The sequence below is a fragment of the Hymenobacter miniatus genome, from assembly GCF_016427455.1.
GTDB classification, from domain to species: domain Bacteria; phylum Bacteroidota; class Bacteroidia; order Cytophagales; family Hymenobacteraceae; genus Hymenobacter; species Hymenobacter armeniacus.
Map to the genome: position 1 here is coordinate 14204 of NZ_JAELXR010000002.1, position 13139 is coordinate 27342.

Consider the following 13139-nt stretch of genomic DNA (forward strand, 5'->3'; position numbering starts at 1 on the left):
ACAGGAATTAATTGCGGGCCAGCGTCACGCTCATCAGCCCGATTACCACGTCGTTGGCCAGGGCCCGCACGGTGAGGCTTTTGAGCTTTTTGGCCGGGTTGAGGGGCAGTTCCAGCACGGTGGCCGCGCCGCCGTCGATGGCGCGGGTGCTGAAGCCTTTGATGCTGGTGTACTGCGAGAAGTTGCGGGTCATCAGGCCGGTTTTGAGGTGGACGCGCAACGGCTTGGGCGCGCCGGTCTGGAAAGCGAACCCGTCGTCGGCGTAGTCCTGCTCGATGGGCCACCAGGTATCGGGGTTGCGCAGCGGCAGCGTGGCGGTGCTGCCGTCGGCGTAGGTCACGAGCACCTCGCCGTTCACCAGCTGGCTTTGCATGGGGTTGGTGCTGCCGGCCATGAGCAGCACCGCACGGCTGGCGCGGCCCCGCAGCGGCAGCGTCACCTCGTCGGGGTAATTGTCCCACTGCGACACAAAAAGCACGTTCTTTTCCCCGACCGCGCCGGGGGTGCGCAGGGGCGCGCCACCGGGCAGCCTTATTTCGTTTTTCGGGCCGGCCAGCTGGCGCAGGCCGCCGTCGTCGATGGTGGCCTGCGTGAGCGGGTAGCACCAGTTGCCGATGCCCTGCGTGGGCAGTTCCAGTGTAGCTGTATGGGCGCGGGGCGTGAAGTATTGATTCTGAAAAATGCGCGTCACTTGGTCATTAAAGCTGCGGCTCAGGTCCACGGTTTCCCACTTGGTGGCAGTGGTTTCTGCAGCAGCATAAGCCGCTTTTGCAGGCTTGGCTATGTTCAGGTTCAATGGCTCCCACCACGTCAGGGCACCTTGCCGGAGCTGCACAAAGGCGGTGCGCGCCCCGGGCTCCCCTCCTACCTGGGCCGTCAGGCCGTGCTCGGTGGTTTTGGGCTGGCGCAGCGCTTGCTGTGGGTCGAACACCTTTACAACGGTGGCCTGAGGAAAATCAAGAGCCAGCGCCGCGCCAGCGACGTAAGAATCTTTAGTAGCAGCGCCATCGGGCGCCGCGCCCCGCCACTGAATTTCCACCACGTATTTCGCCGCCACCGCGCTGCTGATTTCAATCACGGGCCGGCCCACGGCCGCGTCCACGTTGCGCCAAGGCGCGGGCTGCCCATTCACCAGCACGGCCTGCACCTCGGCGGCGCGGGCCTGCACTTGCAGCTGCAGCTTCAGGGGCCTGGCGAAAGCGGGCGTGATGGTGTAGGTGTCGCGGGCGCCTTGCCGCTTAAATGCAAAGGCAACATCCGGCACGGTCAGGGCCGCCTCATTCCAGGCCGCGGGCAGGCCCGGGCGAATGCGCAGCGTCCCGTGCAGGGCGTCGGGCACTATGCCAAACAGGCCCTCTACCAACGAGCGACTAGCCACCCCGATGGGGTCGGCAAAGTCGCGGTACAGCTCGCCGCGGTTGGCGTCGTAAAAGGAAATCTGCTGGAAGTTGCCGGGGCTGCTGCCCAGGTACATGCTTTCGAGCAGGGCGCTTTTCCAAAGCAGGAAAGCTTCTTCGGAACGGCCGCCCTGCCAGTTGGCCAGCGTGGCGTGCAGGTTTTCGGCCAGCGCCACGTTGTTCAGGGACCAGTCGTAGGGCTGCCAGTTGGTGGTCGAAAGCAAGTAATAACCCGCGTCGGGCAGGCCCGCGGCGCGCACCGGAATGTGCGGCAATTCGGCATCGATATAGCGCAGGACTTGGTAGGCCTGAAACGCATCGGGCACCTCCGAATCGAGGGCGTGGTACACCGTCCAGAGCCCGGCGGCGGGGTGCAGCTGCTGCCGGCCCAGGGCGTCCTGGTACTCGGCGTACCAGCCCTTGTCCGGCATCCAGAGCCGGGCGTTCAGGGCCTGGTGAATTTTAGTGGCTTCCTGGTGGTAGGGCGCGGCGTCCTGGCCCAGCAGCTGGGCCAGCTCGGCGGCTTTCAGGTTGGCGAAGTAGTTGTAGGCCGAGCTGTGCGTGACCGCGCCGCCGCTGTACTGCAGCGCATCGGAAGCCCAAATGGCGGCGTAGGCGTCGTAGAGGCCGTCGTTGTCGGGGTCGAAGTTGCGCTTTTCCCAGGCCAGGTGGCGCTGCAGCACGGGCCACATCAGCCGGGCAAAAGCGAGGTCGCCGGTCCAGTTGAAATGGCGCAGCAGCTCGTCAATGAACACCAGGTTCATGTCGTAGTGGTGCGGCCGAAAATCCCCGCTCGGGTTGCGGCTGATGTAGCCTTCACTGAACACGGCGGTGCCCAGCTTCTCCAGCTGCCGGGCCAGGTGCAGGGCCGTGTCGGGCGTCACGGGCCCTTTGGGCGGCTTGGTGAGCTGCGACTTGGCGTAGCTGCCGAAGTGCAGCTGGGCGCGGTCGTGCCAGCCCAGCGGGTCGGCGGCGTAAGGGCCGCGCCAGCCGTTCAGCCGCATGCGCCAGGCAATGGCGCCGTGCATGTACGAGGGCGATTCCCAAATGGCATCGGCCGCCACGGCCAGCGCCCCGCCCAGGGTGTTGAGGTAGGGGTCGGGCGTGCTGATTTTCACGCGGCCCGCCAGGGCCACCCGGGCCGCTTCGGCGCGGGCAAAAGCGGCCAGGAGGGCCGCATAAGCCGGGGCCGGTTCCGCCGCGTCTTTTTGCACCGCGAAGTATAAATCCTCGCCCCCGCGCACCGGGACCGCTCCGGCCGCTGCCGGCGTGGCCGACGCCCGCGATGCGAAAAGCTGCTGCGGCGTCTCCTGCTGCGCGGCATCGGCCACGTGCGTCTCGGACGTGGGCGGCACCACCCCCAGCAGCGCCTGGGGCGGCGCGGGAACCGCCCCCGCTTTGACAGGCAGGCGGTAGCTGAGCGTAAACGTGTTTTTCTTCAGCGCAAACGTGTTGCCCTGGCAATATTCCGGCTTGAGGTAAAAGCTCGATTCCGGGTCGGCTCCAATGTCGCCGTCGCGGCTGAATTTCTTGCCCGTAGCGCCGCCAAACGCCCACAGCAGCCGCACCCGGCCGGCGGGCACGTTTTCAAACCGCGCCTTCACCACCGCGCCTTCGGCCTCGGCCAGCGCCAGCACTTCAAGGTGCAGCCGGCCGGCGCCCAGCAGCGGGTCGCTGATGTCGTAGAGCATCAGGCCCGGCCGGTAGCGGGCCGTGATATTTTCGGCCGCAATCAGCCACTTGCTCCGGCCGTTGGCCAGCAGCCCGAACTTCAAATTCCCGCCCATGCCGGGCAGGTAGAGGGCAAACTCGGGCAAGTCGCCGGCCTCCACGCGAAAGGCCGTGTTGGTGCCGTAGAGGGCGCGGGTGAAGCGATGCGTGCCGTTCGTGATGACGAAATCCTGGCCCTCGGGACGGTAGCGCAGGGTGCGCGGCTGGTTGTGCCAGAGGGCAGGCGGCGGGGCGGGCTGGGCGTGGGCGGCACAACTGAGCAGGAGCAACAACGTCACCAACACCGACCTCACCCCCTGACCCCCTCTCCAAAAAAGAGGGGGCACCGGTGCGTGAAAACGATTCTTCAACCAAACCTGGTTGGAGCAAGTCCGGTGCCCCCTCTTTTTTGGAGAGGGGGTCAGGGGGTGAGGTTTCCCAACCGCGCAAGTAGCATCGTTGAATTGCATAAATCCTATGGCGCAGGCGTTCCGGCCGGCGTTTCATACACCTCCACTTCCACCAGCCCCAGCGTGCCGGGCGGGCCAGCCTGGTCGGTCACGGCGGCGGCTTTGGGCGCTTCCAGCTCGGTGATGTTGAAGGCATCTTTGGCCTGCGTCTGGCCCGTTAGCTCGATGCGAACTTTCTGGCCGGTACGCGGCGGGAACACGGCTGTAAAATAACCCAGGCTGCGCTCGGTTTTTCCGCTGAACACCTCCTGTCCATCCACCAGAATGCGAATCGGGTAGGTGCTGCTGCGCCAGCCGGTCAGCTTCATGGCCACCTGGCTGATGCCGGCGGGGCGGGCCAGGGTGTATTCAATCCACGGCCCGGCCTGCTGGCGGTTTGAAACCCATTCCGACAGCTCGTTGTCGTCGAAGCTGAAAGCGGCGTTGGCCGCGTTGGAGCTGGCGGTAGTCGTTTTGATGGGCACCGTCACCCGCGAAACCGTGAAGGCTGGCCCGGCCGGCGTGGGCCCGCGCCCCAGCCGCACCGGCAAATCCGCGCCGGGCAGCTGCGGGCTCAGGCCATTTTCTACCAGCACCGGCTGCGATTTCAGGCTCACCGTAGCCGGTTTCAGGCCCTCCGAAGCGGCGGTGATGGTGACGGTGCCGGCCTGCGGGGTGCTGCGCACCAGCACGCGGTTCACGCCGCCTTCCACGGGCAGGCTTTTGGCCAGAATGTAGTTGCCGGGCCCCTGGGCCAGGCCGCCCCGCCACTCGGCCGGGCCGCTGAGGGCGAAGCGGACCAGGTTCAGGGCCGTGGGGCAGCGGCGGCCCTGGGCATCGACCACTTCCACCTCCACCAGGGCCAGGTCGGCGCCGTCGGCGTGCAGGCCGTGCGGGCCGGTGGTGGGCGTGAGGCGCAGGGCGGCCGGCGGGCCGACGGTCTGGTGCTCAGCCTCGCTCACTTTTTGGCCAGCGGCGTCGTAGCTCACGGCACGCAGGGTGCCGGGCTGCCAGGCCACGTTTGGGAAAGTGAACAGGAAGCGGTACTGCGGCTGCCCAAAGCCCAGCGACTTGCCGTTGAGAAACAGCTCCACTTTTTCGCCGCTGGATACCACATCCACGTTTTTCACCGTGCCGGCCGGGTAGTTCCAGTGGCCGATGAGGTGGGTGCGGGCGTGCTCGGGCTCCACCCAGCCGTCCCACATTACCTGGTGGGCATAGTAGCCGTCTTTGGCAATGCGCAGGGCATCCACCTCGCCGCTGCGGCGGTAGTTTTCCTCGCCGCGGTAGTGGGTGTTGGTGTCGCTGAACACGATGTTGACGCCGCCGGCGCTGCTGCGCGTGCCGGTGCCGGGCCGCTCGTGCCAGTAGTCGTACCAGCGAATTACGTCCTCGCGGGCCTGCGAGTCCTGGTTGCGGTTGTAGTCGGCGGCGTTGGCGCCCTTGTAGAGCGGGCCGGCGCCGTCCTTGTGAAAGGGTGGGCTCAACTCGTCCCAATACTTGCGCAGGGCCTCGTCGCGCGAGTATTCCATGGCCCACAGCGGCTTGGTGGCGCTTTTGTTGATGTAGAGCATCTCGCCGCCGTACTCGGCCTGCGGAATGTCGAGCATCTCGCGCGAGCCGATGGCGCGGCCGCCGTGCGGGTCGTACTGGTCCCGGATGGCCTTCAGCTCCTGCATGTGGGCGGCGCTGATGCTCTCGTTGCCGCCTTCGTAGAACAGGATGCTGGGGTTGTTGCGGTTGTAGATAATGGCGTCGCGCAGCAGCTCCAGGCGCTGGCCCCAGCGGCGGTCGGCCACGTCTTTTTCGGCGTCGCCGGCGGGCATGGCCTGGGGCAGGCCCACCCGGTCGCAGCTTTCGATGTCCTGCTTCCAGGGCGTGACGTGCATCCAGCGCACCAGGTTGGCGTTGCCGGCCACCATCAGGCCGTTGCTGTAGTCGCTCAGCCAAGCGGGCACGCCCAGGCCCACGGCGGGCCACTCGTTGCTGGTGCGCTGGGCGTAGCCGTGCACCTGCATCACCCGGTCGTTTAGCTTGATGTGGCCGTGGGCAAATTCGGTTTTGCGAAAGCCGGTGCGGGTTTTCACCTCGTCGACAACCTGGTTATTGACAAGTAATCGGGTCGAAACCGTGTACAAATACCCGTAGCCCCAGCTCCAGAAATGCAGCCCCGCCAGCCGGCCCTGAGCCTGCACCGTCTTCATCTCACCCGGCTGCATGGTGGTTTTGCCGCCTTTGAAAGTGCCCACGGTTTTGCCCGTGCCATCGGTGACCACGGTTTCAAAGGCAAAGGTGCGGGCGGCCGAAAACTCGTTTTTCACCTGCGCCTCGGCCACCACGGTGGCGCGGCCGGCGGCCACGTCGAAATCCTGCGCATACACGTACACGCCGGTGGTGCCCAGCGCCGAGAATAGCGGCAGCGTCTGGTGCAGCGGGCTCGTCACGTGCAGAAACACGTTTTTCGGGATGCCGCCGTAGTTGGCGTTGAAGTTGCGATTGCTCCACTGGAACGTGGTGCCGGTGGCGCGCTCCTTGTAGTCCCAGTCGTTGTCGGTGCGCACGGCCAGCACGTTGTCCTGGGGCGCGGGCTTCAGGTAGGGCGTCAGGTCGAAGCCCACGGCCATTACGCCGTTTTCGTGCAGGCCCAGGCGCTGGCCGTTCAGCCAGAACTCGCCGGCCATGCGCACGCCCTCGAACTCGACAAACACCTTCTGGCCCGCCGCGCCGGCCGGCAGCCGGAAGTGCTTGCGGTACCAGGCCACGCCCGTGCTCAGGTCCTTGATGTCTTTGCTGAAGGCCTCGTCCTCGTTCCAGGCGTGGGGCAGCGTCACGGTCTTCCAGGAGGCATCGTCGAAGGCGGCGGCTTCGGCACCGGGCGCCTCCCCCACCCGCACCTGCCAGCCGGGGTTGAGGCTGAGCCGGGCGCGCGGCGGGGCGCCGGCCGCGGGCTGCAAGCTGCCGCAGCCCAGCAGCACCAGTGCCAGCCGCCACCACAGGCACACAGAAACGGATGGCCGAAACGTCATAAGGGTGGGAAGGAAAAGTGGAGGAACGCAAATGAAGGCCGCGGGCCCGCGGGTACCCTCCTGTACTGTGGGGTATGCCGTCGGTCGCCGGCAAGGCCACACGCAACTGCGCCCGGCTTCGGCCCCGCAAAGGACCAAAACCGGGCGCAGGGCCGCCGCTAACGCAGCGGCTTAGTAGCCGTCGTTCTGGGTGTAGAGGCCGGGGGCCGAGCCCAGCTCTACCTGCGGCACGGGTAGCAGCAGCAGGTTGGCCGTGATGGGGCGCACAATCTTATTGTTCGGCGGCGGGGCGTCTTCGCGGGCGGCCCAGGCGTTCATCGTGGTCAGGGCAAGGCCCGAGCGCATGAGGTCGTTCCAGCGCAGGTTTTCGCCGGCAAACTCGCGGCGGCGCTCCTCCATGAGGGTTTCCAGCGTGAGGGTGGTGAGGGCGGGCAGGCCGGCGCGGGTGCGGATGGGCGTGAGGCGGGCCGCCGCCGTGGCGGGCGTGCCGCCAATGCCGCGCACTTCGCACTCGGCCTTCATCATCAGGATGTCGGTGTAGCGCAGCACGATGTAGTTGGTGCCCCAGTCGGTGCGGCTGGTGCCTTTGCCGGCCGTGTTCAGGTACTTCTTGTAGAAGGGGCGCGTGTCGGTGGTGCCGGCGTTGGTGTAGCCCTGCTGAATGGTGGCGGCGCGGCGGGTGTCGGTGGTGGTAAACGACACGTTGTTCAGGTCGTTCGACACGGGCTTGATTTCAACGGAGCCGGCCGAGAACGGCAGGGCCAGGTTGCCGGCGCTGGTCGAGGTGTAGAAGGCATCGGGCACCACCACGTTCATGAACGACGAACCCAGCGTGCCCAGGCCGTTGGAGATGTACTGAAGGTCGAACAGCACCTCCGAGTTGTTCTCGTTGGTGGGCGAGAAGATGTTGGCGTAGTTGGTTTGCAGCGAGTAGGCCGCCGACTGCGGCGTGCCCGTGCGGTTGATGAGCTCGTCGAGCAGCGCGCTGGCTTTGTCGTACTCGTTGCTGTTCAGGCCCGGGCCTTTGATGCCGTAGTCGGGGCCCGACTTGGTGAGGTACATCAGGGCCAGCAGGCCTTTGGCGGCGCCGTTGGTGACGCGGCCCACGCCCGAGGTGAGGCCGATGCCGCTGCCCGTGTAGGCGGCCGGCAGCACGCTGATGGCCGCCTTCAGGTCGGCCTCAATCTGGGCGTACACGGTGGCCACGTCGGCGCGCGGAATCTTGGCCACTTCCTGCGGAATGAGCGGCTTGTCAATCACCGGCACCCGGCCAAACTTGCGCACCAAATCCAGGTAGGCAAACGCCCGAATGAACTTGGCCTCGCCCTCGTAGCGGGCCCGCAGCGAGCCCGTCACGGCGCCGTTCTGGGCCAGTTGGTCGAGCATGGTGTTGGCCCGGAAAATGGTGGAAAAGTCCGATGCCCAGGCGTCGGCCACGTAGGGATTCACCACCAGCAGCGCGGCCGAGAAGTTGTTCACCGGGTCCCAGTCGCGCGAGCCGATGGAGCTCACGGCAAACATGTTGTCGGAGCGCAGCTCCGAGAGAATCACCTCGCGGTCGGGGAAGCCGCGCAGCGAGTTGTACACGGCCGACATGGCCTGGTCGAAATCGGCCGCCGTCTTGTAGAAGTCCGGCACCGAGCCGTTCGAAATCGGGGTTTGCTCCAGGTCTTTTTCGCAACCGCCCAGCGTCACCAGCGCGCAGGCCAGGGACAGGGAGAGAAATATCTTTTTCATGGGAATTTTAGTAGCTATGAGCAGCCAAGTACTCGCCAATTAGAAAGTGAGGTTGAGGCCGAGCACAAGGGTTTTGGCCAGCGGCAGTCCGCCGTAGTCCGAGCCCGAAATGAAGGTGCCGGTGTTGCCCGTGTTGAGGGCGTCGGGGTTGAGGCCGCCGTAGTACTTGTCCCAGCCAAACCAGTTCTCAGCCGTCACGTACACGCGGGCGCCCTGCGCCACGCGCTTGCTGATGAGCTGGCCCAGGTCGTAGCCCAGCGTGATGGTGCGCACCCGGTAGTAGTCGGACGAGTACAGCCAGTCGGTGTTGCGGATGAAACCGAAGTTGCCGGTAGCTTTGCCTTTCACGCCGGCGCCGGGGTTCTCGGCCGACATCCACCGGTCGCGGGCGCGGCCCAGCGCGTTCTCCTTGTAGCCCACGCTGGTGCGGTCGATGGCGCGGCCCAGGGTGGAGTAGATGGAGCCGCCGTACTGGCCCTGAACCAGGAAGCTCAGGTCGAAACCCTTATAGCGCAGCGTGTTGGTGAGGCCGAAGGTGTAGGTCGGGTTGGGGTTGCCCACCACCTGGCGGTCGTTCACGTCAATCTTGCCGTCCTTGTTGTAGTCTTCGTACTTGGGGTCGCCGGCCGTCTCGTTGCCGAATCGGGCCGCGCCGCCGTCGATGTCGGCCTGGCTCAGGATGCCAGTCTGCTTCACCACGAAGATGCTGTACACGGGCAGGCCCACCTGCAGAATGTTGCTCTCGGTGTCGAGGCCGTTGGGCACGTAGATGGTGGCATCGCCGGTGCCCAGGTGCACCACTTTGTTCTCATTGTGGCTCAGGTTGAAGGAGGTCGTCCACGAGAAGGCGCCTTCCAGGTTGCGGGTGTTCAGCTCCAGTTCCCAGCCGGTGTTGCGCACCTCGCCGATGTTCTCCAGGTTGGTGCCGAAGCCGGCGGCCGTGAGCACGGGCACGTTCAGGAGCAGGTCGAGGCTGTTCTTGGTGTAGTAGTCGAACGAGGCCGTGATGCGGTTTTTGAGCACGCCGAAGTCGGCGCCGAAGTCCACGGTGCGGTTGCGCTCCCATTTCAGGCGCGAGTTGCCCACCTTGTTGGGGGCCTGGCCGGGGGCGATGAGGCCGCCAAAGGTGTAATTGGTGATGCCCAGCGTGGCAATGCTGGAGTAGTCGCCGATGGAGTTGTTGCCGGAGTAGCCCAGGCTGGCGCGCAGCTTCAGGTCGCTCAGGAACCCAACCGACTGCAGGAAAGGCTCCTGCGAGATGCGCCAGCCCGCCGATACGGCCGGGAACACGCCGGCCCGGTCTTCCTGGCCGAAGCGCGACGACGCGTCGCGGCGCACGCTGGCCGAGAGCAGGTACTTGCCGTCGTAGGAATACTGCAGGCGGCCGAAGGTCGACAGCAGCACGTTTTGCGAGGCCGTGGGCCCCGAGGTGGTGATGGCCACCGCGCCGTTGAGGGTGCGCACCGTGTTGTTCACGAAGCCGCCCGACGACGAGGCGCTGTTGTTGTCGAGGCGGGAGAAGTTGTAGGAATAGCCGCCCAGCAGCGAGAAATCGTGCTTGCCCAGGGTCCGGCTGTAGGTGGCCGTGTTTTCGTTCACAAACGTCTGGCGGCGGTAGGTGCTGTACGAGCCGCTGGCCAGCGACGTGGACAGGTTGCGCGTGGGCGGGGCGTACGAGTTAGACGTCGACTCGTTGTTGTCGAAGTTCAGCGAGGAGCGCAGGCGCAGGCCGTTCACCGGCTGGTACTCGCCAAACACGGTGCCCAGCGTGCGGTAGTTGCGGGTGTCGCCCTCGTAGGCGTTAATCACGGCAATGGGGCTGGCCGTGCTCACGCCCCAGCGGTAGGCTTCGTTCTTGCCGTAGGCGGTGTTGATGCCGGCCGTGTCTTCCACAATGGGCGTTTCCGACAGCAGCTGGTGGAAGCGGTTGTCTTTGCCCTCGATGCCGGGGTCTTTCGAAATGGAATAGGTCGGGTTGATGGTGAGGCCGAACTTGAGCTTGTCGTTGGCCTTCACTTCCACGTTGGCGCGGGCCGTGAAGCGCTTGTAGCCCAGGCCCAGGGCAAAGCCCTGCTGGTCGTTGTAGTTGCCCGACACGAAGTAGTTCACGTTATCGGTGGCCCCGGAGGCGCTCACCTGGTAGTTCTGGCTCACGCCCGTGCGGTAGAGCTCGTCCTGCCAGTCGATGTATTTCAGGCCGGGGTGGCCGGGCAGGGCCCAGCGGTCGTCCAGCATCAGGTCGGGGTTCACGTTGTTGCCGGTGAGGCCCAGAATCTGGCGGCGCTGGGCCGTGGTCTGGTCAGCGGTGCGGCCCGTGCCCGATTTCACCCAGTTGTTGTTGATGATTTCGGTGGCGCGCGCGGCCCACTCCTCCCCGCTCAGCAGGTCGAGCTTCTTGGCCGCCCGCGAGCCGCCCACGTAGCTGTTCACGCTGATTTGGGGCTTGCCCGAGCGGCCGCGCTTGGTGGTGATGAGCACCACGCCGTTGGCGGCCCGCGAGCCGTAGATGGCGGCCGCGGCGGCGTCTTTCAGCACCTCAATCTTCTCGATGTCGTTGGGGTTGATGTTGTCGAGCGGGTTGCCGCTGCCGAAGCGGCCGTTGGCGCTGGCGCCCACGTTTTCGAGCGGAAAGCCGTCAATCACATACAGCGGCTCGTTGCCGGCCGAGATGGAGCCCGCGCCGCGCACCTGAATGCTGAACGGACGGCCGGGCACGCCCGAGGTCTGCTTCACCTGCACGCCGGCCAGCTGGCCCACCAGCGCCTGGTCGACGCGGGCAATGGGCCGCTCTTCCAGCTTGCGGGCGTCCATGGTGGCAATGGCGCCGGTCACGTCGGCCCGCTTCTGGGTGCCGTAGCCCACCACCACCACCTCGTCGAGGCTCTTGGTGTCGTCGGCCAGCTTCACGTTAAAATCTCCGGGGCCGCTATAGGCCCGCTCCTGCGTTTGAAAGCCGATGAAGCTAAACACCAGCGTGCCGGGCTTCTCGGGCACCGACAACGAGAACGAGCCGTCGGGGTTGCTGGTGGTGCCCAGGGTGGTGCCTTTCACCACCACCGTCACGCCGGGCAGTCCTTCGCCCTTGGGCGAGGTCACCTTGCCGGTGAGCTGCCAGTCGGCCACTAGGCGTCGCGTGGCGGCGGGGTGCGCTGGCGCAGCCGCCACCACCGGCCCCGTGAGCAGAAGCAGTGGCACGCAAGCCGCAAGCCGCAAACGTTGCCAAGAGTAAAAAGTATTCATGATGTGGGAATTGGGTGAGACTTTTAACTTAACTCGAGGGGTGGAGGGCGGAACCTGGACCAAACTTAGAAGTCGGGTGAGCCCTTACTCTCCTGTAGACTACTGGTTAGGCCCTTGTAGCTACCATATTGTCCGGTTTGTGTACTCGATTTTCCGAAGTGGCCTTTGGCCTGCGGCGCCGGGCAGCGGCCCAGCGGGCGGAGGCGGCTCGGTCCGGGGCCCGCAGTTGCAGCTACGGGCCCCGGCCAGTGCCTGGGGTTTGGGTAGAACCGCAGGGCCTCACTCTACCATTTATGCAAATATTTCTTCTTTCTGCCGCAGTGCCCTCCCGCACCCTCCTGCCCACTCGCCAGGTGTGGCGGGCGGCTTAGAATTTGCTCTGCAGCGCCAGCACGGGGCGCGCCGGGCTAGCTCACTCGAAACACGAAGGACGAAGCCGTCATGAATTTGCCACCTTGCGAGGCACAGAATAAATACTCGGGCTTGCCGTCGCGCAGCAGCAACTGCGGTCGTTCGAGCCGTCCGTAGCGCTTGAGCTTGGGCGGCGCCGGTGGCTCGGTCACGCCGTAGTCGCGGATGGGCAGGAAGGCAATTTTAGGAAACGTCCAGGCCTTGCCGTCTTCCGACTCGAGGAATAGCCCCACTTCCTGGCTGTACACGCCCATATCCCGGGCCAGCAGGCAGAACCGGCCGTGCTGCCGCCACACAAAGGCGTCCTCGAACTGCCGGTTGTGGCCCTGGCCGGAAAAGTCGATGACGGGGTTGCCGGCAAACTTCTCGTAGGGCCCCTGCAGCCGGTCGGCAATGGCGAGGCCGTATTTGCGGTTGCCGCGGATTTCCTGGCCTTTGGCGTCGTCGTACTCCTTGGTGTTCCAGGACTTGTAGTAGAGCCAATACTTGCCCTCGTGCTTCACAAAGGCGGGGTTGGTGGTGCAGTGGTCGTCCCAGGCGCCGGCGGGGCCGGGCAGCAGCAGGGGCTGGTCGGGGCGCGTCCAGGGGCCGTGGAGGGTGGGCGCGGTGGCCAGGCCGATGCGCTTGGTGTCGGTTTTGCCGTTGGCGTTGCCCATGAAAAACAGGCAGTACTGGCCGTCTACGAGCTGAATGCTGGGGTTGTGGCAGGTGGTGGCGTCCCAATGGCCAGGGCCGCGCGGGGCCAGCACCACGTCCAGAAAGGTGAACGGGCCCTCGGGCCGGTCGGCCACGGCGTGGCAGATTTCGGAGCCGTTTATCCAGCCGCTCATGCCCTTGCTGGCCACCCAGCGCGAGAAAAAGACGTGCACCTTGCCATCGGGCCCGTAAATGGGCGAGTTGCACCACACGTAGTAGTCGGGCAGCTCCAGGGCCCGGCCCACCGGCTTCAGGTGCCGGCTGAACTTGGAAAAAGCAGCTTTGGGGTAATCAGTTAGCCGGCCCGAAAAGCCGGCCAGCGCCCGCGCGAGCGGGGCCAGTACCAGACCGGTAAGAAAGGTGCGACGAGTTGGCATGGGTGGGCGGGGTTGGGAAGCGGTGCAAGAAGGCCGATGGCGCCGGCCACACCCTCCTGCACTCTGCCGGTTCACGTCGCCCCGGCCATGACAGTG

Annotated in this window: 5 protein-coding genes; all 5 read right to left on the reverse strand. The window is 65.6% G+C overall.

The window, feature by feature from the left end:
• Positions 1 to 7: 7 nt before the first annotated feature.
• The 5 genes from JAO73_RS03225 to JAO73_RS03245 all read right to left on the reverse strand — a co-directional run bounded on the left by JAO73_RS03225 (position 8) and on the right by JAO73_RS03245 (position 13043).
• Positions 8 to 3406: a DUF4450 domain-containing protein gene (locus JAO73_RS03225; protein ID WP_198975735.1), complete on the reverse strand. Its 3399-nt coding sequence runs from the start codon at positions 3404 to 3406 to the stop codon at positions 8 to 10.
• 176 nt (positions 3407 to 3582) lie between these two features.
• A complete protein-coding gene (locus tag JAO73_RS03230) occupies positions 3583 to 6582 on the reverse strand; it encodes a glycoside hydrolase family 2 protein (RefSeq protein WP_198975736.1) in 3000 nt (999 codons plus the stop codon).
• A 171-nt stretch (positions 6583 to 6753) separates the two neighbouring features.
• Entirely contained in the window at positions 6754 to 8319 is a 1566-nt protein-coding gene (locus JAO73_RS03235) for a RagB/SusD family nutrient uptake outer membrane protein (RefSeq protein ID WP_198975737.1), read from the reverse strand.
• Positions 8320 to 8358: 39 nt separating this feature from the next.
• Positions 8359 to 11514, reverse strand: coding sequence for a SusC/RagA family TonB-linked outer membrane protein (locus JAO73_RS03240; protein ID WP_198975738.1), 3156 nt, complete (start codon positions 11512 to 11514; stop codon positions 8359 to 8361).
• Positions 11515 to 11966: 452 nt separating this feature from the next.
• The gene (locus JAO73_RS03245) at positions 11967 to 13043 is read right to left on the reverse strand and encodes a glycoside hydrolase family protein (protein ID WP_198975739.1); all 1077 of its coding nucleotides are present in this window, start codon (positions 13041 to 13043) and stop codon (positions 11967 to 11969) included.
• Positions 13044 to 13139 lie beyond the last annotated feature (96 nt).

Excerpts from the sequence above, each read along its gene's own strand:
- JAO73_RS03230 (WP_198975736.1), bottom strand. The coding sequence starts at position 6,582 with ATGACGTTTCGGCCATCCGTTTCTGTGTGCCTGTGGTGGCGGCTGGCA.
- JAO73_RS03235 (WP_198975737.1), bottom strand. The coding sequence starts at position 8,319 with ATGAAAAAGATATTTCTCTCCCTGTCCCTGGCCTGCGCGCTGGTGACG.
- JAO73_RS03245 (WP_198975739.1), bottom strand. The coding sequence starts at position 13,043 with ATGCCAACTCGTCGCACCTTTCTTACCGGTCTGGTACTGGCCCCGCTC.